Source organism: Nocardia sp. IBHARD005 (assembly GCF_052814245.1).
In genome coordinates, this window is the sequence record NZ_CP199935.1 from 4,971,226 (window position 1) to 4,997,210 (window position 25,985).

The following is a 25,985-nucleotide window of genomic DNA, read 5'->3' on the forward strand; positions in this document are numbered from 1 at the left end:
CGGTCACGGCCGGATCCGGCGCCCGGCCGCATCCCGCGGAACGCCCATCCTCGGTCACCGTGGCATCCGGCGCCAGACGGATTGCGGGAGCAGGCGCATCACGATGAACGCCAAGGCCAGCCGGCCGGGGATGGCGACTCGGGTGGCGCCCTTGCCGAGGCTGCGGACGACGGCGTCGGCGACCTGGTCGGGGGTGCTGGACATGGGGGCGGGGTCCATGCCGGTGGTCATGCGGCCGATCACGAAACCCGAGCGCACCAGCAGAAGCTGCACTCCGGTGCCGTGCAGGGCGTCGCCGAGGCCGCTGGCGAAGCCGTCCAGGCCCGCTTTGGCCGAACCGTAGACATAGTTCGCCCGACGCACGCGCACGCCCGCGATAGAGCTGAAGACGACGAGCTGGCCGGACTCCTGCGCCCGCATCAGGTTCGCCAGCGTCGTGAGGACACTGACCTGGGCGACATAGTCGGTGTGCACCACGGCGACCGCGTGCGCCGGGTCGTGTTCGGCACGGTCCTGATCGCCGAGCACACCGAAGGCGAGCACCGCGGTCGCGATGCCACCGTGCTCGGCGGCGAGCTTGTCCAGCAGGGGCGCGTGGGTGGCGATCTCGTCGGCGTCGAATTCCACGGTGTGCACGGCGGTCGCGCCCGCCGCGCGCACCTGCTCGATCTCGGTGTCCAACGCGCCGGCACGGCGAGCGGCCAGGATCACCACCCGCCCGGGTGCCAGCCTGCGCGCCACCTCGAGGCCGATCTCACTGCGCCCGCCCAGGACCAGCACCGGCCCATCGTTCTGCTGCTTTCCCATAGCGCCAGTCTGTCATCCGGCCGAGGTGCCCGGTTCCGGCCCGCCCCGGTTCTGGACCGTGGCGCACCGAATCGCCGACCCGCCATCGAGGTGCCTTCCTTGATGTCCGGCGGCGATGTCCGGCTGCAGTGCGCCAGGTCGAGTGTGGTCGGCGGCGATGTCCGTCGGCAACGTCCGGCGGCGATGTCCGGCAGCAACCTCCGGCGGCGATGTCCGGCCACGATGTCCGGCCACGATGTCCGGCCGCGATGTCCTGCGGCGATGTCCGGCAGCAGTGCGGCAGGTCGAGTGTGGTCGGCCCGGAGACGAGGGCAGCAGCCCCTGGAGTCGGCCGTTCATCGACCCGGCTACCGTTTCCGCATGCCGACCGCCACCGCACAGCTGTCCCCCGCTGCCCTCGAGTTCGTCACCGAGCGGCACCTGGCCACGCTCACCACGCTGCGCGCCGACGGCACCCCCCACGTGGTCGCGGTGGGATTCACCTGGGACCCCGACAGTGGGATCGCCCGCGTGATCACCGATGGCGCGTCGGTGAAGGCGCGCAATGCCGCACGCGGTGGCTACGCGGCGGTGAGCCAGGTCGACGGGGCACGCTGGCTCACCCTCGAAGGGCCGGCGACGGTGCTCGGCGACAGCGCCGACGTCGCGGAGGCCGTCCGCCGCTACACCGAGCGATACCGGGTGCCCCGCGAGAACCCGACGCGGGTCGTCGTCGCGATCCAGGTGCGCCGGGTGCTCTCGTCGAGCACGCTGAAATAGCGCTTACAACACCGTCAGGCCGTGTGGCCGGTTGTTCATCGACTCCACGCCACCCGCGGTGACGACCACGATGTCCTCGATCCGCGCACCCCACTCGCCACGGAAGTAGATTCCCGGCTCGATGCTGAACGCCATGCCCGGCGCGAGCACCAGGTCGTTGCCCGCCACGATGTAGGGCTCCTCGTGCACCGACAGACCGATGCCGTGCCCGGTGCGGTGGATGAAGGCTTCGCCGAGGCCCGCGTCGGCGAGCACGGCGCGGGCGGCGGCGTCGATGGACTCCGCGGTCACCCCTGGCCGCACCGCCGCGACCGCGGCGGCCTGAGCAGCCTCGAGGACTGCCATCCGTTCGACGATCTCCGGGCTCGGGGTGCCGAGCACGTAGGTGCGGGTCGAGTCGGAGTAGTAGCCGGGTGCGACGGGGCCACCGATATCGATGACGACCACATCGCCCGCTTCGATGACGCGATCGGACACCTCGTGGTGCGGGTCGGCGCCGTGCGGGCCACTGCCGACGATCACGAACGCCGCCTCGGTATGGCCTTCCTCGATGATCGCGGCGGTGATATCGGCGCTCACCTCGGCCTCGGTGCGACCCGCCCGCAGAAATTCGCCCATCCGCGCGTGCACGCGGTCGATGGCCGCGCCCGCTCGGCGCAGCGCGTCGATCTCGGCCTCGTCCTTGATCATTCGCGACTCGCGAAGCACCGGGGTGGCCGAGGCGGGCAGCCCGGTCGTCGACTCGGCGAGCGGGATCAGGTGCAGAGCGGGCATGGCGTCGGCGACCGCGATGCGGGAACCGGCGTGCAATATCGAGCGGACCAGCTGATACGGATCGACGCCGTCGACCCAGTCGAGCACCTGCAGGCCGAGTTCGCCCGCCGCGCAATCACCGAGGGAGGCCAGCTCGAGTTTCGGGATGACCACCGACGGCGTCGCCCCGTCGGCCGGGATCACCAGGCAGGTGAGCCGCTCGAAGGATTCCGCGGCCGAACCGATCAGGTAGCGCAGATCGGGCCCTGGAGTGATCAGCAGGGCGTCCAGATGCGCCGCCCGCATCAACTCGACCGCCCGCTCCAGACGCTGACCGTAGACCTTCGCCGCGAACCTGGCATCCGTGTGCGCGCTCATAGCGTTCGACGTTACCCGCCCCGGCGCGACGCCCGCAGGATCGGTTGTCGGAGCGGGACCGATCCGGCCCGCGAACCCGACGACGACCGGTCGTCAGCGCGATCGGCAGAACGCAGACGACTCGTCCGGCAGGGCCGAGGACACCACCTATCAGCACGGTGTCGGTGGTTCGGGGCACAATCACCGGTGTGACCGCTGACGAGAGCACCCGTGGACCCTTGTTGATCCTCGACGGCGCAAGCCTCTGGTTCCGCGCCTACTACGCCATCCCCGACAAGCTCAGGGGCGCGGACGGCCGCTCGGTGAACGCGCTGCGCGGATTCACCGACATGGTGGCCTCGCTGGTCACCAAGCATCGCCCGAGCAGGCTCGTCGTCGGGCTCGACCTCGATTGGCGGCCCCCGTTCCGGGTGGCCCTGGTGCCCTCGTACAAAGCGCACCGACTCGACACCAGCACCAGTGCGGCGCCCGGCGCCGAAGAAGTGCCCGATACTCTCACCCCGCAGGTCGAGATGATCCTCGAGGTGCTCGCGGCGGCAGGCATCGCCACCGGCGGCGCGGAAGGCCTCGAGGCCGACGATGTGCTCGGCACCCTCGCGAGCCGGGAACGCACCGATCCGGTGGTCGTCGTCAGCGGCGACCGCGACCTGCTGCAGTTGGTGCGCGACGAGCCCGCCCCGGCGGTCCGGGTGCTCTACGTCGGTCGTGGCCTGGCCAAGGCCGAACTGTTCGGCCCGGCGGAGCTCTCGGCGAAATACGGTGTGCCCGAACAGAATGCGGGACCGGCCTACGCCGACATGGCGACGCTGCGCGGCGACGCCTCCGACGGCCTGCCCGGTGTGGCGGGCATCGGCGACAAGTCCGCCGCCCAGCTGATCACGAAGTTCGGTTCCCTCGACGCCCTCATGGACGCCGTCGCCGATCCGGGTTCCGATATCGCCAAGGGTGTGCGCGCGAAACTCGTTGCCGCGCAGGACTATCTGAAGGTCGCCGCACCGGTCGTGCGGGTCGTCCGCGATGCCGATGTCGTCTTGTCGCGTCCGGATGTCCTGCCCGCCACCCCGACCGACCCCGACCGGCTGCTCGCGTTGGCCGCCGCGTACAACGCCGAGAGCCCGATCACCCGCCTGGTCACCGCGCTGACCGCGGCACACGCCGACTGACCCGCCCGCGACGAGTTCGCGACAGGGCCACCGTCCGAGGCGGATCCGCGACACCGGAAACGACACCGGGCCGCCCGCGTAGTCGCGGACGGCCCGGAAAACGTAGTGCGAGCGCCTAGTTGGGGCGGCCGACCTCGTAGGTGCCGTCTTCCTTGGTGATCTTGACGGTGACCTTCTTCGCCTCGCCGCTGACCTTCAGGTCGCAGGTGAAGGTCGCGTCGACCTCGACCGCTTGGCCGGAGGGGCAGCTGACGTCGGAGACGTCGGCGATGCCGTAGGAGTCCTTCAGCACGCGCGAGACACCGTCCTGCACGGCCGCGTTGTCGAGTTCGTCCGAGGAGAGCACGACCAGGAGCAGGCCGATCACCGCAGCGACCACGAGCACGCCCGCGGCGATGAGCCCGATGATCAGACCCTTGCTCTTGCCGCCGGAGGACTGCTGCGGCTGCTGGCCCCACTGCTGCTGCGGCGCGGGCTGCTGCCCCCACTGCTGCTGCGGCGGCGCGGCCTGCTGGCCCCACTGCTGCTGCGCGTTGGCGGCCTGGTTGTTCCAGTCCTGCGGAGGCGGCTGGGTCTGACCCCACTGCTGCTGCGGTCCGGTCGGTTGCTGCGGCGGCACGCCACCCTGCTGCGGCTGCTGACCCCACGGCTGCTGCGGCTGCTGGGGCTGTTGTCCCCACTGCTGCTGCGGCTGCTGCTGGTTCGGGTCACCCCACTGCTGAGTGGGCTGGGCGCCCTGTTGCGGCGGCTGTTGCGCGCCACCCCAGTGCTGGGTGGGACCGGCGCCACCGGCCCCCTGCTGACCCCCCCAGTGCTGGGTGGGATCGTTGTTCCCCTCCCCGGGGTTGTTCGGTCCGTAAGGGCCGCTCATCCACTCGCCTCCACTCGCATCATTAGTCCATACGGTAGCCCCCCGCGCCGGGCCTGCCGCACTCGCACGACATCCGCCTCACGGTCGGTACGCGAAGAAATCAAATCACAGACCCCCCGACTACGCGGCGTCCACCGCGACGACACCCCGCCGTACGGCTCGCACCGCCTTGGCCGCGGTGGACGCGATCTCGGGGTCGTCGGCGGTGTTGTGGATCTGATCGAGCAGATCGATCACCTGCCTGCACCACCGCACGAAATCCCCCGCCGACATCGTGGTGCCCTGGTCGCCACTGGCCAGCAACGCCTCGGCCAACGCGTCACCGCGCGCCCATTTGTACACCCCGGTGACGAACCCCAGATCGGGTTCGCGGGTGGGCGGGAGTTTGTGCCGCGCCTCGTCGGAGCGCAGGTCCGACCACACGTCGATGGTGGCCGCGATCGCCCGGCGGATCGGGTCGGTGGGCCCCGCCGGTGTGAGCAGGCCGGTTTCCTGGCGTGATTCGTAGACCAGCGTCGATACCACCGCGGCGAGCTCGGCCGGGCCGAGTCCGCGCCACAGACCCTGACGCAGGGCCTCGGCGACCACGAGATCGCTCTCGGCATAGATCCGGGCCAGCCGCCTGCCGTCGGCGGTCACCTCACCGTGGGCGACGAACCCGCGTTCCTCGAGCAGCCCGACGATCCGATCGAAGGTGCGTGCCAGCGAATTCGTGGTCGCGGCAACCTTCTGGCGCATCGTCTCGGTTTCGCGGGCGAGCCGCGAATACCGCTCGCCGGTGCGGCTCAGCTGCTCCCGATCGGGACGATCGTGTGCGGGATGGGAACGCAGACTGCGCCGCAGCGTCGAGAGTTGACGATCCTCACCGCCTCGAACACGATCGTTGCGCTTGCCCCGGCGCGGAGCCGAGATGCCGGTGCCGCGCAACGCCGAGGCCAAGTCGCGGCGGATGCGCGCGGTCCGGTGATCGACCCGGCGCGGCAGATCCATGCGACCGAGCGCTTCGGCGGGCTCCGGGAAATCGGCCGCGGACACCCGTCCGGCCCAGTGGTCCTCGGTCAGCACCAGCGGACGCGGGTCGCCCGGTGTCTGGTCGGGTTCGAGGATCACCGCGAGCCCGGACCGTTTGCCCACCGGGATGGACACCACGTCGCCACGACGCAAGCCGATCAGCGCTTTCACCGCGGCGCCGCGCCGGTCGGCCCGGCCCTGCTGCTGGATATCGCGCTCACGCTGCTTGATCCGGTCACGCAGTGACAGGTACTCCATGAAGTCGCCGTCGACGCCACCGAGCTGACTCTCCAGCTTGCGCAGCGCGCCCTCGTTGCGTTCGATGCCACGGACGAGCCCCACCACCGACCGGTCGGCCTGGAACTGGGCGAACGACCTTTCGAGGAGGGTTCGGGCCTCCTGGGCACCCATCCGGTCGATCAGGTTGATCGACATGTTGTAGCCGGGCCGGAACGAGCTACGCAGCGGGTAGGTGCGGGTGGAGGCGAGGCCGGCCACCGCACTGGTGTCCACCTCGGGCTGCCACAGCACCACCGCGTGGCCCTCGACGTCGATACCGCGCCTGCCCGCCCGACCGGTGAGCTGGGTATATTCGCCGGGAGTCAGCTCGGCGTGGGTTTCACCGTTGAACTTCACCAGCCGCTCGAGGACCACCGTGCGGGCGGGCATATTGATGCCGAGGGCCAGGGTCTCGGTGGCGAACACCGCGCGCACCAGACCCTGGACGAACAGTTCCTCGACAGTGTGGCGGAACGCGGGCAGCATGCCCGCGTGATGGGCGGCCAGGCCCCGGTGCAGCGCCTCACGCCACTCCCAGTAGCCGAGCACCTCCAGATCGCCCTTGGGCAGATCACCGGTGTGCTTGTCGATGATCTCGTCGATCTGCTCGACCTCGCCGGGACGACTCAGATCGAGGCGGGCACGCAGACACTGGGCCAGCGCGCCGTCACAACCCGCGCGGCTGAAGATGAACGTGATCGCGGGCAGCAGGTTTTCCTCGTCGAGGCGAGCGAGCACGTCCGGTCGCGGCAGCGGACGGAAGTTGCCACCGCGCCCGCCTCGCCCGCGCGGACCGCCGTAGCCGTGCATCCGGTCGGCGCTCTCGCGCTGGCGGATGAACCGTACGAGGTCTTCGTCGACCACGACCTTGCGCTCGCTGGACTTGGTGTCGAACAGGTCGAACATCCGCCGACCGACCATCACGTGCTGCCACAGCGGCACCGGCCTGGTCTCGTCGACCACCACCGCGGTGTCGCCGCGCACGGTCTCCATCCACGCGCCGAACTCCTCGGCGTTGGACACCGTCGCCGACAGGCTCACCAGGCGCACGTCCGGCGGCAGGTGCAGGATCACTTCCTCCCACACCGCACCGCGGAATCGGTCGGCCAGGTAGTGCACCTCGTCCATCACGACGTAGGACAGGCCGTGCAGCGAGTCCGAGGACGCGTAGAGCATGTTGCGCAGCACCTCAGTGGTCATCACGACCACCGGCGCGCCGGGGTTGATCGACTGGTCACCGGTGAGCAGGCCGACACTGTCACGCCCGTAGCGGGCGGTCAGGTCGGCGAACTTCTGATTCGACAGCGCCTTGATCGGCGTGGTGTAGAAGCACTTTCCGCCCGAGGCCAGCGCCATGTGCACGGCGAACTCACCGACGATCGTCTTGCCCGCACCGGTGGGGGCGCACACGAGCACGCTGTGCCCGTCTTCCAACGCCGCGCACGCGGTGCTCTGGAAGGGGTCCAGATCGAAGGAGATTTCACCGGCGAATTTCGCCAGTTCGCTGGGCAGCCCCGGAGTGTCGGTCACCCCTCAGAGCGTATCGGAGTAGTCCGACACCGGGCGCGCGGTTTTCTCCGGCTCACGCACCGGATCGGCGGCGGCCACCGGTTCAGGATTCTCCAGCGGCGAGGCCTGTTCGTCGTCGAGCGTGCCCCAGCCCTCCTTCGCCTCCCGGCGGGCCTTGCGCGCGTCGCTGAACCGCGAGAACTGCACCGCGAGCTCGAACAACACCGTCAGCGCGATCGCCAGCGCGAGCATGGAGAACGGGTCCTGCGGTGTGACGATCGCGGCGAAGACGAACAGGCCGAAGATCATCCCGCGCCGCCACGCCTTGAGCTTGGCGTAGGGCAGAACCCCCACCAGATTCAGCCCGATGATGATCAACGGAGTCTCGAAACTGACGCCGAAGATGATCAGCAACTGGATGATGAAACCGAAGTACTGGTTACCGCTGAGCGCGGTGATCTGGACGTTGTCGCCGATGGTCATCAGGAACGACAACGCGTGCGACACCACCACGTAGGCCAGGACAGCGCCCGTGACGAACAGCACCGAGCCCGTCACCACGAAACCGACCGCGAGCTTGCGTTCCTTCGCGTACAGCCCCGGGGTGATGAACGCCCACAGCTGATACAGCCAGAACGGCGTCGCGATCACGACTCCGGCAGTGAACCCGACCTTCAACCGGAGCATGAACTGGTCGAAGGGTCCGGTAGCGAGCAATCGGCAGGCGCCATCAGGAGTCAGGCTGGCCCGCGCCGATTCGGGCAGCGCGCAGTAGGGGCCGCGCAAGATCTCACCGAGGCTCTCCAGTCCGAAGAGGGTGTGGGCATACCAGTAGAAGCCGATCAGCGTGGTCACCGCGATCGCGGCCAGTGCCAGCAACAGCCGGGTGCGCAATTCCTGCAGGTGCTCGACCAACGACATGGTGCCGTCGGGATTCGTCCTGCGCTTGGTGCGCCGGGGATCGAACGGGATGCGCATGGTGGGTGGTGGCCTCTAACCCTCGGTTCGGCGGATGCTCGACAACACAGCACGTCGCCCCGGAGCGGTCACTACCGCCCCGGGGTGATGGCCGAGGTCAGAGGGTTTTGTGGCCCTGCTGCGGTTCGACGATCGGGGTCTGCGCCGGTGTCGCGGACGCGGACAACTGCTGCTGTGGCGCGGGGGTGGCCGTCGTGGCCTGCGGTGCGTCGGACGTCGTCGACTCCGCCTGCATCTGGCCGACCTCGCTCTTGAAGATGCGCAGCGAGCGGCCCAGGCCACGTGCCGCGTCGGGAAGCCGCTTCGCGCCGAAGAGCAGAACGAACAGCAACGCGATGATCAGCAGGTGCGTCCAGCTGAACGTGCCCATTATCAGATACCTCCAAAGACTGTGGTGATTACCGATGCTACCTGGGTTCGGACCGCGATGAACCGCCAGCCGCAACGGTGTTCGCCACGCGTTCAATCCGTGACAGCGGCCGCCGCCCCGGTCAGCTCGGCGAACAACCGGCTTCCGCTGAATCGCGTGGTGTCGCCGGACTCGGCGATCCTGATCAGCTCCGTCAGCCGCCGGTTGACCGGCGTCGGGTGACCCACCATCTCGCCGAGGCGCACGATTTCCCCGCACAACCACGCGATTTCGGTGCGTCGGCCGAGCGCGAGATCATCGGCCATCGACGAGCGTGCGAGCGGATCGATGGCGAGCACCCGCCCGAACGCCCGCCGGAAGACAGCGTCGGGAACACGCAGCAAATGCACCATCAACTCGGGCGGAGCGGGGGTGAGCTTGGCGGGCCGAATTCGCGCAGTGTTCATCACGGCGAGGGCTTCGGACTGGGTCAGCGCGAGGCAGCGGCGGTAGTCGCGCTCGGCGAGTTCCTCACGCAGCGGCTTGCCCGACAGCGCGTTGATCGGGTTGTTCAGATTGAGGAGGAGTTTGGCCCATTGCACCGGACGCAGGTCGCGGTGGCGGTGCAGCGGCAGGCCCGCCGCGCGGAACCGATCGGCGAAGCGGTCGACGACCGGATCGTCCTGGATCGCGAGGTCGCCGCCGCTGGCGCGGTGGAAGCACCCGTGACCGCGATGGACCACGTTGAACATCACCATCCCGGCCAGGGCGATGCTGGTCGGCAGGATCTCTCTGATCACGCTGTCGTTGCCGATGCCGTTCTGCAGGCTCACGACCGGGGTGCCGGGGCGTAACCGACCCGCGACAGCGCGGACCGCGGCAGCGGTGTGGGCCGACTTCACCGTCACCAGGACCAGGTCGGCCAGTTCGGGTTCGTCGGGTTCGAGCGCGAGGCCGAACCGGTCGGGCGGCACCTCGGTCGAGCCGCCGTCCAGATCGGTCAGGTGCAGGCCGTGTTCGGCGATGTCGTCGAGGATGCGCTGGCGGCCGACGAAGATCACTTCCATGCCCGCGGCGGCCAGGTGACCACCGATGAAGACTCCGACGCTGCCCGCGCCGAGGACAAGTACTCGCTGACTCACGCGGGTTCGGTCCCCCCCACCAGGCCGGCGGCCGCGTAGGCGGCCAGGGCGGCGTCGGCGCGCATGCGCACGGCCGCCACCAGTTCCGGTGGTCCGAGCACGGTGACGCCGGTGCCGAAGCCGAGCAACAGCCGGGCCATCCAGTCCGGCGAGGCGAAGCGCATGCCTGCCTCGATGCTGCCGTCGGCGCGCGATTCGATGCGGTGCATCGGGTACTGGTCGAGCACCCACGCGTAGTCGGCGCGGATCCGCAACCGGGCCAGCGGCACGGCCGGGTCGTCCTGGAACAGGTCGAGTGCGGCCGCGTCGTTAGCGGCGTGACTGGGTGGGTGCGCCGGTTCGTCGAGTTCGGTGGCGTCCTCGATCCGATCGAACCGGAACAGGCGAACGCCTTCGGCCTGCCTGCACCAGGCCTGCAGGTAGCTGTTGTTGTCGACCAGCACCACCCGAATCGGGTCGACGATGCGTTCGGACACCTCGTCGCGGCTGGCGGAGTAGTACACCAGGCGCAGTGCCCGCACGTCGGCGAGCGCGGCGCGCACGGTCGCGACCACCGGCTTCTCCACGGGGACCTCGACCGGTTTGACGACGGCGTCGGTGCTCGCGATCGCCGATTCGATCTTGGCGATGGCGGCATGCGCGGCGGTCGGGTCGACCATGCCCGGCATTTCCACGATCGAGCGCAGTGCCACCAGCAGTGCGGTGGCCTCGGTGGAGGTCAGCCGCAGCGGCCGTTCGATGCCGGCCGAAAAGGTGACCTCGATGCTCTCCTCGGAGAACGACAGGTCGATCAGATCGCCGGGACCGTAGCCCGGCAACCCGCACATCCACAGCTGGTTGAGGTCGCTCATCAGCTGTTTGGTGGTGACACCCAGTTCGGCGGCGGCCTCGGCAGCGCTGATGCCCGGGTGCGCGAGCAGGTACGGCACCATGTTCAGCAGGCGCGAAAGGCGTAGGGACAGACGCGAACTCACGACGTGACCTCCGTGTGGTCGAGTACCGACCGTAGCCGGTTCATCACGTCGGCGCGCAGTTGCGGTGGTTCGAGAACGAGGACATCGGGACCGAGGCCGGTGATCAGCCGGGCCACCCAATCCCTGGACCGGACCGGCACCTCGAGCACCGAGCCGGGGCGACTGCCCAGATCCCGGGTGTCGACTTCGGTGCCGATACGGCGTAATTCGCGTCCACGGCCCTTGGCAACCCACACGGTGGCCGACCCGGTGACGGGCGCATCGCCGGTGACCCGGTCGACGATCGCGCGCAGATCGGTGTGCGCGGGCTTGTGCACCGCGTCGACCGGGCCGTACGGCCGCACCTGACCACCGATCCGCGACAGCCGGAAGGTGCGAACGGCGTCGCGTTCGCGATCGTGCCCGACGAGATACCAGCGCCCGTGCCGGGTCACCACACCCCACGGTTCGACATCGCGGGTCACGAACGGATCGGTGACGGCACTGTGGTGGCCGAACCGCACCGCCTGACCCGCGTCGATCGCAGCAAGGAGTTCCCGCAGCACCGGTTCCGACCCGCGGGTGCGTGCGGGCACCGCGGGCACCGACACCCCGACGTTGTCGGTCTCGACGGTGACCCCGGCCGCGCGCAGCTTCAACAGCGCGCCCTCGGCCGCACCCGCCAATTCCGGTGAGGCCCACATCTGTACCGCGACGGCGACCGCCGCGGCTTCCTCGCTCGACAGGTCGATATCGGGCAGCTCGTAGGCGTCCCGGTTGATCCGGTACCCCTCGAGTGTCGAGAACCGTCCCACCGGACCGACTTCCAGGGGGATGCCCAGATCGCGCAATTCGTTCTTGTCGCGCTCGAACATCCGGCTGAACGCCTCGTCGGTCGCGGAGTCCTCGTAACCTGCCACGCTGGCGCGAATACGTTCCGCACTCAGGAACTGCCTGGTCGACAGCAGCGCGATGACCAGATTCATCAGCCGCTCGACCTTGGATATCGCCACCCGATAGAGGGTAATGGTCGCGTCCCCTCCCTCGCGCGTCGGCGCACAGTTGGGCCGCGGCCCGGGGACCACAGAAATCACGATGCTCGTCGTCTTCTCCGTAGCTCCGAGCGGTTCCGCCCGGCAAGCTATCGTCTCGGTCGGCGAGGCGGTGGCCGCAGCCATCCGCGGCGTCCGCGATGCGGACTCCCGAATCTCACCGCCGCAATGTTCACCACTGTCTAAGGTGAGCGCGCGTAGCTTTGAGTACATGACGTCAGTAGCAATCTACCTTCGGTTGTCCCGTGAGGCCGACGACAGCGCCTCACTCGATACCCAGCGCGCTGCCTGCCGTCGCTGGCTTACTGCGAACCATCATGACTTCGCAGACGTCGCCGAGTACGTCGACAACAACGTCAGCGGCGCGAAGCCCATTGAGGAACGCCCCGGGCTTCGGGCACTCATGGCAGCCCACCCTGACCTGGCGATCACGTGGAAGCTGGATCGCTTCGCCCGATCGGTCGCGGAGTTCCTTCGACTCGTGGCGTGGGCTGAGGCGGCGGGCATACGGCTAGCCACGACCGACAACACGGTTGACACGCTAACGCCGACCGGTCGCATGGTCGCCGCCGTTCTTGCCTCGCTCGCGGAGTGGGAACGGGGGATGATCTCCGCCCGAATCAGCGAAGGGCACGAGACCCGGCGGAGCTTGGGACGTTGGGGCGCCGGACGGGCACCGTTCGGGTACAAGACGGTCCGCCGCAACGGTGCCGCATACCTCGAGGTCGACAACGCCCAGGCCACTGAAGTTCGTACAGCTGTAAGGGAATTGATCCAAGGGGGCACCGTTGCCGGGACAGCGCGGACGACTGGCTTGAGCGAACCCCAATGGCGACGGATGCTCACGTCGCCGACGTTCCGGGGACAGCGCGCCCATAAAGGGAAGTTGGTCGTGGCCGCCGACGGGGTGACTCCAGTTGCGTTCGCCGAACCGATCCTGTCCGCTGCTGAACTCTTGGCTGTCCGCCAACGGATGCTCGACCTCGCGACCGGCGCTGACCGTGCTCCCCGCCAGGCAGCGCCCCTCTGCGCTGGAATGGCGTTCTGTCACCGATGCGACGGCCGTTTGAGCGGAGGAACCAGCGACAAGGGGGTGCGGCTCTACAAGTGCAAGGCTGGTCACGTCACCATCTACGCGGCGACCCTTGACCAGCGGGTTGAGGCCGAATTTCTCAAGGTGTGGGGCCGCTTCGACGAAGTCGACGTTCAACTTGAAGGTGGCAACGACCTTTCGGCGGAGATGATCGAAGCGCGGGAGCAAGCGGCGCGCATCGGCGCCCAAATGGCGACGGCCGGACCGCTGATGATGGGCACGTACGAAGAGATGAGTGCGAAGCTCGAAGCCGCGTATGCCGCACTTGTGGCCGCACATGATCCCGAAGTTCGCGAGGTGGCTACGCCGACCGGCCGGACGATGCGCGAAGCGTGGATAGCCCTGAACGACGCCGGTAAGGGCCGGTTGCTCGAAGCGATGCACCTCTCGGTGACGTTGCACCCGAAACAACGGGCAGATCGCCTGGAGATCACGTGGGCCGCCGATTCTGATGCTGAGACGGCCGTTTAGGGACCAACCCATGGGTCCCGTTCGCACCCAACCGGGCGGAGCTTTTCGCTTACCCTCTGGAGCCCGCAGGCAGGTCATCCCAGCGAGTGGGTCAGCGCAGGCAGCGGGCTATGGAGTCGGCGACGCAGGCCGGGCGGTCGGCGTTTTCCAGTTCTACAGTGACGTGGCGATGGATTTGGACGCCGCCGGGGACTTCGGTGACCTCGGTGAGCGTGAGGTGGGCGCGGATGCGGCCGTCGACCGGAACGGGGGTGAGGAAGCGGACTCGGTCGAGGCCGTAGTTGATGCCTGCCGTCGCGGCGCTGACGGTCATGATCTGCTGGGTCATGGGCACGATCAGCGACAGGGTGAGGAAGCCGTGGGCGATGGTGGTGCCATAGGGGCCCGCGGCGGCGCGTTCGGCGTCGACGTGGATCCATTGGTGGTCGTCGGTGGCTTCGGCGAACAGGTCGATCCGGCGCTGGTCGATCGTGACCCAGTCGCTGGGGCCGAGTTCGGTTCCGACCGCGGCACGTACGGCGTCGAAATCGGCGAAATCCGTGATCATGCCGCTCCTCCGAAACGTTGGCGCAGTGCGCGTTCGATAACCTTGTGGGGGTCCGAGCGGTAACTCGGTGACGAATTCGACCCGGCGCGGGTACTTGTACTTCGCGACCCGAAGTGTGGCGAAAGTCGTCGCGGTGGATCTCGTTGGCGTCGAAGGTGGTCACCGTCGCGCACATCACCATATCGAGGGGACCACGCGAGACGAAACTCGAGATCGCCTCGCCGACGAAATCGATGACGACAGTTTCGAATTGGCGCTCACCAGTTTCCTCGCCGGCCTGACGGCCACCTACGCGACGGTCGTCACCGCGGACTGATCGGCCCTACACACGACGAAACCGATGGCGCCTACGCAATCGCTCCCATGCGCCACCGGTTTCGTCGTCGGTCCCCCGTCTGAGGGGTTCGCCTACATCGAGGCGATCAGCCGGTCGACGCGTTCGTCGACCGATCGGAACGGATCCTTGCACAGCACCGTGCGCTGCGCCTGATCGTTCAGCTTGAGGTGCACCCAGTCGACGGTGAAATCGCGGCCCGCTTCCTGCGCGGCGGTGATGAAATCACCGCGCAGCTTGGCCCGGGTGGTCTGCGGCGGGGTGTCCACCGCGGCGTCGACGGCGTCGTCCTCGGTGATCCGCTTGGCCAGACCCTTGCGCTGGAGCAGGTCGAAGACACCGCGACCACGCTTGATGTCGTGGTAGGCCAGATCCAGCTGGGCGATCTTGGGATCCGACATCTCCATGCTGTAGCGGTCCTGGTAGCGCTGGAACAGCTTGCGCTTGATCACCCAGTCGATCTCGGTGTCGACCTTGGCGAAGTCCTGCGCCTCGACCGCGTCGAGGGTGCGACCCCACAGATCCACCACCGCGTCGACCTGCGGATCGCGGTCGCGGTTGCGCAGGTGCTCCACCGCGCGGGCGTAGTACTCGCGCTGGATCTCGAGCGCACTGGCCTGACGTCCGCCGGCCAGGCGCACAGGGCGACGACCGGTGAGATCGTGGCTCACCTCGCGAATGGCCCGTATCGGGTTGTCGAGGGCGAAATCGCGGAACGACACCCCCGCCTCGATCATCTCCAGCACCAGCGACGCGGTACCCACCTTGAGCATGGTGGTCGGCTCGGCCATATTGGAGTCACCGACGATCACGTGCAGGCGCCGGTACTTCTCGGCGTCGGCATGCGGTTCGTCGCGGGTATTGATGATCGGGCGCGAGCGGGTGGTCGCCGAGGAGACGCCCTCCCAGATGTGCTCGGCGCGCTGCGACAGGCAGAACGTGGCGGCCTTCGGCGTCTGCAACACCTTGCCGGCACCGCAGATGAGCTGGCGGGTGACCAGGAACGGGAGCAGGACATCGGAGATCCGGGAGAACTCGCCCGCCCGGACCACGAGGAAGTTCTCGTGGCAGCCGTAGGAGTTGCCCGCGGAGTCGGTGTTGTTCTTGAACAGGTAGATGTCGCCGCCGATACCTTCTTCGGCGAGGCGCTGTTCGGCGTCTATGAGCAGGTCTTCCAGTACCCGCTCGCCCGCCCGGTCGTGGGTGACCAACTGCACCAGGCTGTCGCATTCGGCGGTGGCGTACTCGGGATGCGATCCGACGTCGAGGTACAACCTGGCACCATTGCGAAGGAAGACATTGGAGCTACGGCCCCAGGACACCACCCGGCGGAACAAGTACCGGGCTACCTCGTCGGGGGACAGCCGACGGTGACCGTGGAAGGTGCATGTCACACCGAACTCGGTCTCGATCCCCATGATTCGTCGCTGCACACTATCGACACTACAGCCATGACCTGTGCCCGCGCGGCGCTCCTGACATCCCATTCGCATACGTGTTCACAACGATTCGGACAGCGAACGACCGCCGCGCACACGACGAGATCGGGCCTGCGAACCACAGTGGTTCGCAGGCCCGATCATGATCGTGACGGTGGGTTATTTCCCCGCGTCGTCGTCGGGTTCTGGCAGCTTCGCCTCTTTCACCGGTTTGGGCTTCGACGCGGCGAGCGCCGACTCCAGGGCGGGGCCCTGCAGCCTGCGGAACGCCCGGCGCGGACGCTGCTGCTCGAGCGTGGCCACCTCGAGTGAGGCCTCACCGAGCGAACGCTTGTCCTTGTCGGCCTCGGGCTGACCGGCCAGCAGTGCGCCGATCGCCACCTTCAACGCGTCGTCCAGCGACAGACCCGGCTTGTAGGCGGCCTTGAGCTGGGTCAGGATCGGCTCGGTGGTGCCGCCCATGACGACGTACTCGCGTTCGTCGACGATGGACCCGTCGAAGGTGATCCGGTACAGCACCGAGGTCGGCGCCTGTTCCGGATAGCCGACTTCGGCGACACACAACTCCACCTCGTAGGGCTTGAGCTGATCGGTGAAGATCGAACCCAGGCTCTGCGCGTACAGGTTGGCCAGCCCACGCCCGGTGACATCGCGCCGGTCGTACTGGTAACCCTTGAGGTCGGCCTGCAGGATGCCGCCGCGGCGCAGGGCCTCGAACTCGTTGTACTTACCGACCGCGGCGAACCCGATGCGGTCGTAGAGCTCGCTGACCTTGTGCAACGTCGCCGAGGGGTTCTCGGCGACGAACAGCACGCCGTCGGCGTAGACCAGCACCACCACGCTGCGACCACGACCGATGCCCTTGCGGGCGAGCTCGGTCTTGTCGCGCATGATCTGCTCGGCCGAGGCGTAATACGGCAGCGTCATCGGACGGCGCCCCCTTCTTCCGCGGCTTCCCGGTCGGCGATCACACCGCGGGCGATCTCGGCGAGCAGATCTTCGCCGATCTCGGCCGCGCCGTCGGCGTCGATCACCACCGCTGTCGGGTAGATCCCGCGCAGCATGTCGGGACCACCGGTGGCGGTGTCGTCGTCGGCGGCGTCGAACAGCGATTCCACCGCGATCCGCAGGGCACGGTCCTGATCGATGCCGCGCTGGTAGAGCTTTTTCAGCGACGACTTCGCGAACATCGAACCGGAGCCGACGGCGGTGTAGCCGAACCGCTCCTCACTGCGCCCGCCGACCACGTCGTAGGACACGATGCGGCCGGACCGGTCGAGGTCGAGGATCTGGTCGTCGAAACCGACCAGCAGCGGGATCGCGGCCAATCCCTGCATGGCGGCAGGCAGATTGTCGCGAACCATCTTCGACAGCTTGTTGGCCTTACCGTCGAAGGTGAGCGGTACGCCTTCGATCTTCTCGTAATACTCCAGCTCCACCGCGAACAGCCGAACCATTTCGATCGCGATGCCCGCGGTGCCCGCGATGCCGGCCGCCGAGAAGGTGTCGGTGATGTACACCTTCTCGGTGTCGCGGCTGGCGAGCAGGTTGCCCATGGTGGCCCTGCGGTCGCCCGCGATCAGCACGCCGCCACGGTAGGTGACCGCGACGATGGTGGTGCCGTGTGGCGCCAGGTCCTTCGTCGCGGTCAGATCCGAGGCCGGGAACTTGTTGGCGGGCAACAGGTCCGGTGCGTGCATGCGCAGATGTTCGGTGAACGAGGAGAGAGCCCGCCCCGCGTGGAGGCGCAAGGGGTCACCTGAGGTCACTGGCCGCCCTTCTGCACATATGCCCGCACGAAGTCCTCGGCGTTCTCTTCGAGCACGTCATCGATCTCATCGAGCAAGTCGTCGGTTTCCTCCGCCAGCTTCTCGCGGCGTTCCTGCCCTGCCGCGTCGACGCCCTCGGGGCCCTCGTCCTCGTCGCCACCCCCGGCGCGCTTGGTCTGCTCTTGTGCCATGGCAGCCGACCTCCTCTTCCTCATCACGATGATCGTGTATGTCCTACAACCCTACCGAGCCGATCCGACAAGGTGGTCGATAGCGATCGGATTGTCGCGCGGTCGTGCCGCGAATCGCGTCAGTGGGTAAGCTGTTCGACCAGTTCCGCGGCCGTGCGCGAGGCGTCGAGCAGCTTGCCGACGTGCGCTTTCGTGCCCCGGCGCGGTTCCAGCGTCGGAATCCGCACCAGCGAATCCCCACCGAGATCGAAGATCACCGAATCCCAACTGGCGGCGGCGATATCGGCGCCGAAACGGCGAAGGCACTCACCGCGGAAGTAGGCGCGGGTGTCGGTGGGCGGATTGGTCATCGCGTCGAGCACCTGCTGTTCGCTGACGAGCCGCTGCATCGACCCGCGCGCGACCAGACGGTTGTAGAGCCCCTTGTCCAGGCGCACATCGGAGTACTGCAGGTCCATCAGGTGCAGCTTCGGCGCGGCCCAGCCAAGGCCTTCCCGGGTGCGCATGCCCTCGAGCAGGCGCAGTTTGGCAGGCCAGTCGAGCAGGTGCGCGGCTTCCATCGGGTCGCGCTCGAGCAGGTCGAGGACCATCGCCCAGTTGTCGAGGATGTCGAGCACGCGCGGGTCGTCGTTGCCTTCGCGGTGAACGAACTTGGCCGCCCGCTCGTGGTAGAGCCGTTGCAGCGCAAGGCCGGTCAGCTCGCGGCCGTCGACAAGGGCGACGGTGGCGCGCAGCGTCGGGTCGTGGCTGATCTGGTGCACGGCGGTGACCGGGCGGGCCAGCTGGAATTCCGAGAGGTCCTCGCCGCCCTCGATCATGTCGAGCACCAGTGCGGTGCTGCCGACCTTGAGGTAGGTCGACATCTCGGCGAGATTGGCGTCGCCGATGATCACGTGCAGGCGCCGGTACTTGTCGGCGTCGGCGTGCGGCTCGTCGCGGGTGTTGATGATGCCGCGCTTGAGCGTGGTCTCGAGGCCGACCTCGACCTCGATGTAGTCGGCACGCTGGGACAGCTGGAAACCGGCGTGGTCACCGGACTGGCCGATGCCGACCCGGCCGGCACCGCAGATCACCTGGCGGGAGACGAAGAACGGCGTCAGGCCAGCGATGATGTGGCTGAACGGGGTGTCGCGGCTCATCAGGTAGTTCTCGTGGGTGCCGTAGGACGCGCCCTTGCCGTCCACATTGTTCTTGTACAGCTGCAGCCGGGGCGCCCCTGGCACGCTCGAGGCATGCCGGGCGGCCGCCTCCATCACCCGCTCGCCTGCTTTGTCCCAGATGACCGCGTCGAGCGGGTCGACGACTTCGGGGGCGGAGTACTCCGGGTGCGCGTGGTCGACGTAGAGCCGGGCGCCGTTGGTGAGGATCATGTTCGCCGCGCCGACCTCGTCGGCGTCGATGACCGGCGCGGGCCCGCTCATCCGGCTCAGGTCGAATCCCCGCGCGTCACGCAGCGGGGATTCCACCTCGTAGTCCCACCGGGTTCGCTTGGCTCGCGGCACTCCCGCGGCGGCGGCGTAGGCGAGAACGGCCTGCGTGGAGGTGAGGATCGGGTTGGCCGTCGGCTCCGTGGGGGTCGAGATGCCGTATTCGACCTCGATTCCGATGATGCGCTGCATGCTGACGAGCCTAGGCGACGCGCCGGACCCACACCCGCATCTCGGCTCAGCGGGCTGCTGGAGGCCAGGAACGTCCCCCAAGAGGGGGACCAGAAGATCGTCCTCGTGAGCGATCCGCTGGGCGGGTTGTCGCGCCGATACTCGGTGCATGACCGACGCTGTCGCCCCCGCCACCCGAGCGCCCGCCACGCCCCGGCCCGCCCGCATGATCGCGCTGGATGTGCTGCGTGGCATCGCGATCCTGGGCACCCTCGGTACCAATATCTGGATCTTCACCGGTTCGGCGGGCATGGTCGGCTACCTCGACGAGCTCGGCGCGACCCCTGAGAACGCCTGGATGTGGTCCCAACGGGTGCTCCAGCAGCTCGCGCAGGGCAAATTCCTCGGCCTGCTGACGGTGATGTTCGGGATCGGGCTGGCCATCCAGCAGGGTTCGGCGCAGCGGGGAGGCCGGCCGTGGCCCGGCAAATACCCCTACCGCGCGGGACTGCTGCTCCTGGACGGCCTCCTGAACTTTCTGCTCGTCGCGGAATTCGACGTCCTGATGGGTTACGCGCTGACCGGCCTCGTCGTCGCGTACCTACTCGCCACAAGCGAACGAGCACACCGCCGTTGGCTGATCATCGCCGCCTCGGTCCACGTGACGATGTTGACGTTGATCACAGCCGCCTCGGCCTTCGCACCACAACAGGAGAGCGTCGCCTCGGCACCACTGGACCCGAATCCCTACGCGGACGGTTCCTTCTGGGATCTGGTGCTGTTGCGGCTCGATCACGCGCTGATCTTCCGGCTGGAGACGGTCTTCGTGTTCCCGATGTCGATCGCGCTGTTCCTGGTCGGCGCGCGACTGTTCCGCGCGGGCGTCTTCCGGCCCGAGGGCGCACGAATTCGCCGGTGCCTCATGGTGATCGGGTTCGCGGTGGCGGCGCCGCTGGATCTGGCGGTCGGCATCGCGGGCGGCGGCGACCTGATCTTCTTCACGCGATACGGAACGGCACCGTTCGTGGCCCTCGGAATCTTGGCGGCGGTCGCCGAGTTCTACCTGCGCAGGCCGCACGTCGGGTTCGCGGGCGAACGACTGAGCGAGGTCGGCCGCACCGCTCTCAGCTGCTACATCCTGCAGAACCTGATCGCCGGAATCCTGTGCTATGGCTGGGGTTTCGGTCTGGCCGCGCGGGTATCGGATTCGGCCAGGGTGCCGTTCACCGTGGCGATCTACCTGCTCGTCGCCATCGCGATCATCACCTTCGCCCACCTATGGTTGCGCAGGTTCGAGCGCGGACCGGTGGAGTGGCTGTGGAATCGCACCTATCGCGCACTGGCCGGCTGAGTCAGCGCAGCCGCTCGGCGGGCGGCGGTGCCGCGGCCGGCGCGATGAGCAGGTCGGCGACCAGCGAATCCCGTTGCAGCGGAACGCCGAGACTGCGGGCATTGCCCTCGAACAGTGACAGCACCGACTCGGTCAGAATGCCCTGCACCTGCTCGATGGTGAGCACCGGCTCCGGATCCGCGCGCCAATTCGCCACCACACCGTCGACGAGACCGACCATGCCGAACGCCATCGGCCGCCCGCGCGCCGGGTCGATACCGAACCGGGCCAGGGTGGCCGCGAAGATGTCGGCGAGCTGTCCACCCACCGCACGCCCGGCGCCGCTGAGACTCGGCGCACCCTGTGGTGCCGCGTCACCGAGGAAGCGGTGCAGGTTCGGGTGGCGTTCGATCCAGCCGAGGTAGGTGGCGATGGCGTCGCGCACGGCGTCTCTGAGTGTGCCGTCGGACTGCAGGGCGGGTAGCAGCTCCGCGAGCAGCAGTTCCAGGATCCGCTGCCGCGACAGCGCGTCGAGTTCGGCCCTACCACCGACATGGCGGTAGACCACCGGCCGCGGCAGTGCCAGATGTTCGGCAATCAACTGCACCGAGATCTCGAGCCCGTGTTCCTCGATGACCTCGATGGCGGCATCGATCATCTCCGCACGACGGCGCTCTTTATGGCCGTGCCAACGGGTAGCGCGACCGTCGGCTGCGGTCTGGCCGGCGTGCGCGGATGGTGCAGTCACAGCGCTAACGATACCCGTGCCGGTATTGACTGTTACACAGTGTTCCACTAATCTTTGTGATACACGCCGTAACACCTAGCGTGGCACGTTCCGCCCGAGAGTGAGCCCGCGATGCCCAACGCAACCGCCTCCCCGCGCGATTCCTTCGCCAAGCGCCTGCTGATCGGCTCGGTGCGAAATCCTATGACCCGGTGGTCGACATCGACTGGGCAGCACCCCTCGACCCGGTGAAGCTGTTCCTGCCCCCGCGCGTCATCTCGCTCTACGGCACCGACCTGTGGAACGCGATGACACCCGACCAGCAGCGAGAGCTCTCGCGCCAGGAACTGGCCAATGTGCTCTCCGTCGGCATCTGGTTCGAGAATCTGCTCAACCGGCTGCTGCTGCGCGAACTGCTCCACGGCGACCCCACATCCGCGACCTCGCACTACACGCTCACCGAGATGGCCGACGAGTGCAGGCACATGATGATGTTCGGCAAGCTCATCGAGCGCGTCGAGGCCCGCCCGTACTGGCCACGTCCGACGGCGCGGCTCGCGATCACGGCATTGCCCGCCGTGCTGCGCGGCCCGATGGTGTGGGTGGCGGCGCTGGTCGGCGAGGAGATCTTCGACGCGCTGCAGCGCCGGATGCTCGACGATCCGCAATTACAGCCGATCGTCGCGCGGGCCATGCGCATCCACGTCACCGAGGAGGCGCGCCACATCGGTTTCGCCAGGGACGCGCTGGCTCGGCGAATGCCCACGATGTCGGCGGGTGAGCGGGCCTATATCCGCCAGTGCGTGGCGCTGGCGGGACCGCTGTTCGTCGCACTGATCACCAATCGCCATATGTACCTTCGCGCCGGACTCGACAGTCGACAGGCACACCGGGCCGCGATGGGTAATCCGATCGCGCGGGAATCCAGGGCGGCCGGAGCCGCGGAACTGGTGGCGTTCCTCGGCGAGTACGGACTGATCGGATCGGCCGGACGCAGGCGGTGGCGGGCGGTGGGCCTGCTGTGAGCATCACGGTGATCGGGGCCGAATCCCGGGCGATCGTGCGGCGGCTACGGGCGGCCGGTATCGCCGAAGTGAATGTCTACGAACCGGTTTCAGCAGGCGTTGCGTCGCGAACTCCGATCGGCAGACCGGGCAGGACACCGTGGACGACACCGCGCAGGTGGCTCTCTCGCGAGGATCGACCGGTCCCCCGACGCCTGGTCGATGTCCTCGAACTCGTCTTCGACGAGAACGAGGACCAGTGGCATATCCACCTGGTCGGGTACGAGCCCGCCACCGCGAGCGTCGTGATTCTGACCGCTGACACCACCCGTCGGCTCCGCACCTGCGCCGCAACGGAAACCGCAGACCGCCCCGTCGACGCCCTGACCGGGACACCGCCGAGGGTCCGACTGCCGATCACGGGACGTGAGGCCCGCACACTCGACGTGGCGTGGTCACACGCTCCGGTCACCTTTCACGGCATCGCGACCCATGGCTTCCCGAACCTGTTCTTCGCCGGCGGTACCGAACCCGTTGTCCGGGAACCGTTGTCCGCGCATTCGGACCGAGTCGATCTCATCGCCACCTGGGTCCGTGCGCTGCAGCGGCACTCGGGCACCCGGATCGAAGTGCGGGCCAGCACGCAGCACGAATACCACCGCCGAAGCGACCTGACGCCGCGCACTCGTCGCCCGGGCCGCCCGAAACCCCATCATTTCGACATCACCGTCGCCGCCGACCGGCATCCGAACCACGACTACGCCGGACCTGCCCTCCTCGATCTACCCGGAGCCGAATACTCCGTCATCGCCACCCTTACCGGCCACCTCGACCCGATCGACGGCCGCTACCACTGGTACGGCCGCCTCGATCCCACCGAGACCAGCACCGTCCCCGAACCGACTCGCGCATCCGCCTTCCTCGTCCTACCCGGCCGCGAACCCGCGGCGGCGCACCTCACCGAACGCGACCCGTGGGGCAATCTCCGCGTCACCGGCATCGGTACCCCACCCTTCGCGCTCGAGGCATAGCAGCGACCCCTCATCCGTCGAGACAGCAACCGACCTCGACCCTTCGTGGAATCGCCCGCCGGTATGCTCGATGGCATGCAGGCACGGGCAATGGTGATGGCGTACGCGGTTCTCGCGTGCGTGCTGCCCGCCTTCGTGCTCATCTCCACGCCCGGCGGCGAGGCCACGCGCATGCTCGCGTTCGGCGCTGTCGCCGCCGCGATGGTGTGCGCGCTGGTCGCTGTCACCAGCCGCAGCCACCTGCCCGTTCGGGTCGCGTGTGCGGGTCCACCGCGGTCGGCGCAGCGCCGTTTGCGCGGTTCCTTTCTGCGACAGAGCAATCCGGATTCCGCCGGTCGTCCACGTCCACGAGCTCCGGGGATCGATCACCACTGACAGGTGCCGCGTCATCGGCGCCGCCTGTCGGATTTCGTGATCCCACTCCCCCATTCGTGCGTTCGCGCACGCTTCAAGGACAGGTCGTCCCGTCATGCTCGATTTCGTCTATTTTCCCGTGTCCGCGGTCCTGTGGTGTTGGCACCAGCTGTTCGCGATCGCACTCGGCCCCGCCAGCGGTATCGCTTGGCTACTCGCCGTCGTCGCGCTGGTCGTCACCGTCCGCGCGCTGCTCGTGCGCACCGCCCTCCGGCAAGCCCGGTCCCAGCAAGTCCTGCGTTCGCTACAACCGCAGCTGGACACCATCCGCCGCACCCATCGCGACGACCCGCGCGCCCAAGCCGAGAAGATCCGGCTACTTCATCGCGAGCACAACGTCAGCATGTTCGCCGGATTCGTCCCGCTGATCGCCCAGGGACTTGTCTTCCTCGGCCTGTTCCACGTACTGCGCTCGTTCGACCGAACCGGCACCTACGCCGTCGGCCCGTTCACGTCGACAGACAGCCCACTGCCGGTCGAGGTCAACAACGTCACCGCGAACTACCTGTTCGGCGCTCCCGAGGTCCGCGCGTTCCTCGATGCCCGGCTGTTCGGCGCGCCGCTCTCGGCGACCCTCAGCGGCGCGGGCGAGGTCTTCGTCGCGGTCGCCGTCCTGGCCATCCCGCTAGTGCTGATCGCCGCCCTCGCCACGCACTTCACGGCCCGACTCACCCCGCCGGTCGGGGACAACAGCACCGCCACGATCATGCGCAACCTGTCGCTGTGGGTGTTCCCGGCGGGTGCGCTCATAGGCGGTGCCATCCTGCCGGTCGTCGTACTCACCTATTTCGCCACCAATGCCCTGTGGACCTGCGGCCAGCAGTACCTGATCCGCCGCACACTCGCCGCCGAGGAATCCGCGAAGAAGGCGCTGGTCACCACGGCGGCCCGCGCCTCCGCACCGCGACCGGGGGTGAAGCCACAGCGCCGGAAACGGTGAATCGGAGGCTCCGGCGCCGGGGTGCGGGACGGACCAGCTCGCTAGGGACCGGTGCCGCACCCGCACTCGCGGCCGGTTACCGCGCGCCTGTCAGCGCCCCCGGCGGCTACCCTCGGGCGGTGTCAGCGAATCCGGAGGCCGAACTGCTCGCCGTCTACGACGCCGAGGGGCTGGTGATCGGCCAGGCCGATCGAGGCACCGTCTATCGCGAGGGACTGTGGCACGCCAGCGCGGGTGTGCTCGTCCGGTCGGCCGACGGCAATCGGGTGTACGTCCATCGCCGCACCGACAGCAAACTCGTCTTCGCGGGCATGCACGACTGCCTCGCGGGCGGCGTGGTCGACGCGGGTGAGCACCCGTCCGACACCGCGATCCGCGAACTCCGCGAGGAACTCGGCATCGTTGTCCCCGTCGGCACGGTACTTCCGTTGCGCGCCACCGCGTCCTGGGACGGCGACTGGGCGGGGCGTGCTTTGCGTTGCCACCTGTTCAGTTACGAGTACCGCTGCGACGGGCCGATCGTCCACCAGCCATCCGAGATCGCGGACGGCTGGTGGTGGACCGATGCCGAACTGCGCGCGCACCTGCGTGATCCGGCGTGGCCCTTCGTCCCCGACACGCGGGTCGTCCTTGACGGCCTGCTCACCGGAGACGACGGCGACCGACGCTGACTCATCAATCCAGGCTGCGCAGTGTTTCCTCGTCGCGGGCCACCACCGCGCCACCGTCGGCGGTGAGCACGATCGGCCGCTGGATCAGTTTCGGATGCTGGGCCAGCGCGGTCAGCCACTGTTCCCGATCCGCCGCGGCGCGACCCCAGCCCGCCATCCCGAGGTCCTTGGCGATCGGCTCGCCGGTGCGGGTGATATCCCAAGGCTCGGCGCCGAGCCGAGCCAGCACTGCCCGCAATTCCTCGACCGTCGGCGGATCGTCGAGGTAGCGGCGCACGGTGTACTCCACCCCGGTCGCGTCGAGGTGCGCGGTGGCATTGCGGCTCTTCGTGCAGCGCGGGTTGTGCCAGATCTCGGTCTGCCCAGATGTCATATCGGCAGCGTAGTCAGGTGCCGTGCGGGCACCACCGCACGTGGCGATA

At 68.1% G+C, this 25,985-nt stretch carries 26 protein-coding genes and 1 pseudogene; 10 read left to right on the forward strand and 17 right to left on the reverse strand.

Features of this window, described 5'->3' with window-relative positions; all coding sequences use genetic code 11:
- Positions 1 to 54: 54 nt before the first annotated feature.
- Positions 55 to 807 carry an SDR family NAD(P)-dependent oxidoreductase gene (locus ACTWPB_RS23440; protein ID WP_446222702.1) on the reverse strand — a complete coding sequence of 251 codons (753 nt, stop codon included), beginning with the start codon at positions 805 to 807 and terminating at the stop codon, positions 55 to 57.
- A 360-nt stretch (positions 808 to 1,167) separates the two neighbouring features.
- Between ACTWPB_RS23440 and ACTWPB_RS23445 the strand changes: the two genes are divergently transcribed.
- The gene (locus ACTWPB_RS23445) at positions 1,168 to 1,566 is read left to right on the forward strand and encodes a PPOX class F420-dependent oxidoreductase (RefSeq protein ID WP_446222703.1); all 399 of its coding nucleotides are present in this window, start codon (positions 1,168 to 1,170) and stop codon (positions 1,564 to 1,566) included.
- Positions 1,567 to 1,569: 3 nt separating this feature from the next.
- Here the strand turns inward: ACTWPB_RS23445 and ACTWPB_RS23450 are convergent, their stop codons facing one another.
- Complete coding sequence (locus ACTWPB_RS23450) at positions 1,570 to 2,697, reverse strand: M24 family metallopeptidase (protein ID WP_446222704.1); 1,128 nt, start codon at positions 2,695 to 2,697, stop codon at positions 1,570 to 1,572.
- Positions 2,698 to 2,885: 188 nt separating this feature from the next.
- On the opposite strand from ACTWPB_RS23450, the gene ACTWPB_RS23455 reads away from it, so the two are divergent.
- Positions 2,886 to 3,860, forward strand: coding sequence for a 5'-3' exonuclease (locus ACTWPB_RS23455; protein WP_446222705.1), 975 nt, complete (start codon positions 2,886 to 2,888; stop codon positions 3,858 to 3,860).
- A gap of 115 nt (positions 3,861 to 3,975) precedes the next feature.
- Here the strand turns inward: ACTWPB_RS23455 and ACTWPB_RS23460 are convergent, their stop codons facing one another.
- The 7 genes from ACTWPB_RS23460 to ACTWPB_RS23490 all read right to left on the reverse strand — a co-directional run bounded on the left by ACTWPB_RS23460 (position 3,976) and on the right by ACTWPB_RS23490 (position 11,965).
- The gene (locus tag ACTWPB_RS23460; protein WP_446222706.1) at positions 3,976 to 4,731 is read right to left on the reverse strand and encodes a DUF4333 domain-containing protein; all 756 of its coding nucleotides are present in this window, start codon (positions 4,729 to 4,731) and stop codon (positions 3,976 to 3,978) included.
- A 120-nt stretch (positions 4,732 to 4,851) separates the two neighbouring features.
- Positions 4,852 to 7,551: a DEAD/DEAH box helicase gene (locus ACTWPB_RS23465; RefSeq protein ID WP_446222707.1), complete on the reverse strand. Its 2,700-nt coding sequence runs from the start codon at positions 7,549 to 7,551 to the stop codon at positions 4,852 to 4,854.
- A gap of 3 nt (positions 7,552 to 7,554) precedes the next feature.
- Positions 7,555 to 8,508, reverse strand: coding sequence for a twin-arginine translocase subunit TatC (tatC, locus tag ACTWPB_RS23470; RefSeq protein ID WP_446222708.1), 954 nt, complete (start codon positions 8,506 to 8,508; stop codon positions 7,555 to 7,557).
- Positions 8,509 to 8,605: 97 nt separating this feature from the next.
- Positions 8,606 to 8,878, reverse strand: a complete 273-nt coding sequence (tatA, locus tag ACTWPB_RS23475; RefSeq protein WP_446222709.1) for a Sec-independent protein translocase subunit TatA — start codon at positions 8,876 to 8,878, stop codon at positions 8,606 to 8,608.
- Positions 8,879 to 8,970: 92 nt separating this feature from the next.
- Positions 8,971 to 9,999: a 2-dehydropantoate 2-reductase gene (locus ACTWPB_RS23480; protein ID WP_446222710.1), complete on the reverse strand. Its 1,029-nt coding sequence runs from the start codon at positions 9,997 to 9,999 to the stop codon at positions 8,971 to 8,973.
- Positions 9,996 to 10,973, reverse strand: a complete 978-nt coding sequence (locus ACTWPB_RS23485; RefSeq protein WP_446222711.1) for a helix-turn-helix transcriptional regulator — start codon at positions 10,971 to 10,973, stop codon at positions 9,996 to 9,998. Before ACTWPB_RS23485 ends, ACTWPB_RS23480 begins: the two co-directional genes overlap by 4 nt.
- Entirely contained in the window at positions 10,970 to 11,965 is a 996-nt protein-coding gene (locus ACTWPB_RS23490) for a helix-turn-helix transcriptional regulator (protein WP_446222712.1), read from the reverse strand. Before ACTWPB_RS23490 ends, ACTWPB_RS23485 begins: the two co-directional genes overlap by 4 nt.
- 82 nt (positions 11,966 to 12,047) lie before the next feature.
- Here ACTWPB_RS23490 and ACTWPB_RS23495 point away from each other — a divergent pair, with 82 nt between their 5' ends.
- Complete coding sequence (locus tag ACTWPB_RS23495; protein WP_446222713.1) at positions 12,048 to 13,568, forward strand: recombinase family protein; 1,521 nt, start codon at positions 12,048 to 12,050, stop codon at positions 13,566 to 13,568.
- 91 nt (positions 13,569 to 13,659) lie between these two features.
- On the opposite strand, the gene ACTWPB_RS23500 is transcribed toward ACTWPB_RS23495, so the two are convergent.
- Positions 13,660 to 14,115, reverse strand: a complete 456-nt coding sequence (locus ACTWPB_RS23500) for a MaoC family dehydratase (RefSeq protein WP_446222714.1) — start codon at positions 14,113 to 14,115, stop codon at positions 13,660 to 13,662.
- A 67-nt stretch (positions 14,116 to 14,182) separates the two neighbouring features.
- Between ACTWPB_RS23500 and ACTWPB_RS23505 the strand changes: the two genes are divergently transcribed.
- Positions 14,183 to 14,431, forward strand: a complete 249-nt coding sequence (locus tag ACTWPB_RS23505) for a hypothetical protein (protein ID WP_446222715.1) — start codon at positions 14,183 to 14,185, stop codon at positions 14,429 to 14,431.
- 92 nt (positions 14,432 to 14,523) lie between these two features.
- Here the strand turns inward: ACTWPB_RS23505 and pafA are convergent, their stop codons facing one another.
- From pafA to dop, 5 genes are all read right to left on the reverse strand, one after another.
- Entirely contained in the window at positions 14,524 to 15,882 is a 1,359-nt protein-coding gene (gene pafA, locus ACTWPB_RS23510; protein ID WP_194824832.1) for a Pup--protein ligase, read from the reverse strand.
- Positions 15,883 to 16,047: 165 nt separating this feature from the next.
- The gene (gene prcA / locus ACTWPB_RS23515) at positions 16,048 to 16,815 is read right to left on the reverse strand and encodes a proteasome subunit alpha (protein ID WP_446222716.1); all 768 of its coding nucleotides are present in this window, start codon (positions 16,813 to 16,815) and stop codon (positions 16,048 to 16,050) included.
- Entirely contained in the window at positions 16,812 to 17,657 is an 846-nt protein-coding gene (gene prcB / locus ACTWPB_RS23520; RefSeq protein ID WP_446222717.1) for a proteasome subunit beta, read from the reverse strand. Before prcB ends, prcA begins: the two co-directional genes overlap by 4 nt.
- Complete coding sequence (locus ACTWPB_RS23525; RefSeq protein WP_019047503.1) at positions 17,654 to 17,848, reverse strand: ubiquitin-like protein Pup; 195 nt, start codon at positions 17,846 to 17,848, stop codon at positions 17,654 to 17,656. Before ACTWPB_RS23525 ends, prcB begins: the two co-directional genes overlap by 4 nt.
- A 119-nt stretch (positions 17,849 to 17,967) precedes the next feature.
- Positions 17,968 to 19,467: a depupylase/deamidase Dop gene (gene dop / locus ACTWPB_RS23530; protein ID WP_446222718.1), complete on the reverse strand. Its 1,500-nt coding sequence runs from the start codon at positions 19,465 to 19,467 to the stop codon at positions 17,968 to 17,970.
- A 148-nt stretch (positions 19,468 to 19,615) separates the two neighbouring features.
- Here dop and ACTWPB_RS23535 point away from each other — a divergent pair, with 148 nt between their 5' ends.
- Positions 19,616 to 20,797, forward strand: a complete 1,182-nt coding sequence (locus tag ACTWPB_RS23535) for a DUF418 domain-containing protein (protein WP_446222719.1) — start codon at positions 19,616 to 19,618, stop codon at positions 20,795 to 20,797.
- A 1-nt stretch (position 20,798) separates the two neighbouring features.
- On the opposite strand, the gene ACTWPB_RS23540 is transcribed toward ACTWPB_RS23535, so the two are convergent.
- Positions 20,799 to 21,524 carry a TetR/AcrR family transcriptional regulator gene (locus ACTWPB_RS23540; RefSeq protein WP_446222720.1) on the reverse strand — a complete coding sequence of 242 codons (726 nt, stop codon included), beginning with the start codon at positions 21,522 to 21,524 and terminating at the stop codon, positions 20,799 to 20,801.
- A 111-nt stretch (positions 21,525 to 21,635) separates the two neighbouring features.
- Here ACTWPB_RS23540 and ACTWPB_RS23545 point away from each other — a divergent pair.
- From ACTWPB_RS23545 to ACTWPB_RS23565, 5 genes and pseudogenes are all read left to right on the forward strand, one after another.
- Positions 21,636 to 22,528 (forward strand): annotated as a pseudogene (locus ACTWPB_RS23545) (AurF N-oxygenase family protein).
- Positions 22,525 to 23,538: a DUF4873 domain-containing protein gene (locus tag ACTWPB_RS23550; RefSeq protein ID WP_446222721.1), complete on the forward strand. Its 1,014-nt coding sequence runs from the start codon at positions 22,525 to 22,527 to the stop codon at positions 23,536 to 23,538. Before ACTWPB_RS23545 ends, ACTWPB_RS23550 begins: the two are co-directional and overlap by 4 nt.
- 75 nt (positions 23,539 to 23,613) lie before the next feature.
- Positions 23,614 to 23,913, forward strand: coding sequence for a DUF6412 domain-containing protein (locus tag ACTWPB_RS23555; protein WP_446222722.1), 300 nt, complete (start codon positions 23,614 to 23,616; stop codon positions 23,911 to 23,913).
- A gap of 94 nt (positions 23,914 to 24,007) precedes the next feature.
- Positions 24,008 to 24,892 (forward strand): membrane protein insertase YidC, encoded by an 885-nt coding sequence (gene yidC, locus ACTWPB_RS23560; protein ID WP_446222723.1) that lies wholly within the window; start codon positions 24,008 to 24,010, stop codon positions 24,890 to 24,892.
- A 119-nt stretch (positions 24,893 to 25,011) separates the two neighbouring features.
- A complete protein-coding gene (locus ACTWPB_RS23565; protein WP_446222724.1) occupies positions 25,012 to 25,563 on the forward strand; it encodes an NUDIX hydrolase in 552 nt (183 codons plus the stop codon).
- A 4-nt stretch (positions 25,564 to 25,567) separates the two neighbouring features.
- Here the strand turns inward: ACTWPB_RS23565 and ACTWPB_RS23570 are convergent, their stop codons facing one another.
- A complete protein-coding gene (locus tag ACTWPB_RS23570; protein WP_446222725.1) occupies positions 25,568 to 25,936 on the reverse strand; it encodes an arsenate reductase family protein in 369 nt (122 codons plus the stop codon).
- Positions 25,937 to 25,985: the final 49 nt, after the last annotated feature.

Coding starts and splice junctions, on each gene's coding strand:
- ACTWPB_RS23440 (WP_446222702.1), bottom strand. CDS start 807: ATGGGAAAGCAGCAGAACGATGGGCCGGTGCTGGTCCTGGGCGGGCGC.
- ACTWPB_RS23445 (WP_446222703.1), top strand. CDS start 1,168: ATGCCGACCGCCACCGCACAGCTGTCCCCCGCTGCCCTCGAGTTCGTC.
- ACTWPB_RS23450 (WP_446222704.1), bottom strand. CDS start 2,697: ATGAGCGCGCACACGGATGCCAGGTTCGCGGCGAAGGTCTACGGTCAG.
- ACTWPB_RS23460 (WP_446222706.1), bottom strand. CDS start 4,731: ATGAGCGGCCCTTACGGACCGAACAACCCCGGGGAGGGGAACAACGAT.
- tatC (WP_446222708.1), bottom strand. CDS start 8,508: ATGCGCATCCCGTTCGATCCCCGGCGCACCAAGCGCAGGACGAATCCC.
- tatA (WP_446222709.1), bottom strand. CDS start 8,878: ATGGGCACGTTCAGCTGGACGCACCTGCTGATCATCGCGTTGCTGTTC.
- ACTWPB_RS23495 (WP_446222713.1), top strand. CDS start 12,048: ATGCTCGTCGTCTTCTCCGTAGCTCCGAGCGGTTCCGCCCGGCAAGCT.
- ACTWPB_RS23500 (WP_446222714.1), bottom strand. CDS start 14,115: ATGATCACGGATTTCGCCGATTTCGACGCCGTACGTGCCGCGGTCGGA.
- prcA (WP_446222716.1), bottom strand. CDS start 16,815: ATGACGCTGCCGTATTACGCCTCGGCCGAGCAGATCATGCGCGACAAG.
- ACTWPB_RS23525 (WP_019047503.1), bottom strand. CDS start 17,848: ATGGCACAAGAGCAGACCAAGCGCGCCGGGGGTGGCGACGAGGACGAG.
- dop (WP_446222718.1), bottom strand. CDS start 19,467: ATGCAGCGCATCATCGGAATCGAGGTCGAATACGGCATCTCGACCCCC.
- ACTWPB_RS23535 (WP_446222719.1), top strand. CDS start 19,616: ATGACCGACGCTGTCGCCCCCGCCACCCGAGCGCCCGCCACGCCCCGG.
- ACTWPB_RS23555 (WP_446222722.1), top strand. CDS start 23,614: ATGCAGGCACGGGCAATGGTGATGGCGTACGCGGTTCTCGCGTGCGTG.
- yidC (WP_446222723.1), top strand. CDS start 24,008: ATGCTCGATTTCGTCTATTTTCCCGTGTCCGCGGTCCTGTGGTGTTGG.
- ACTWPB_RS23570 (WP_446222725.1), bottom strand. CDS start 25,936: ATGACATCTGGGCAGACCGAGATCTGGCACAACCCGCGCTGCACGAAG.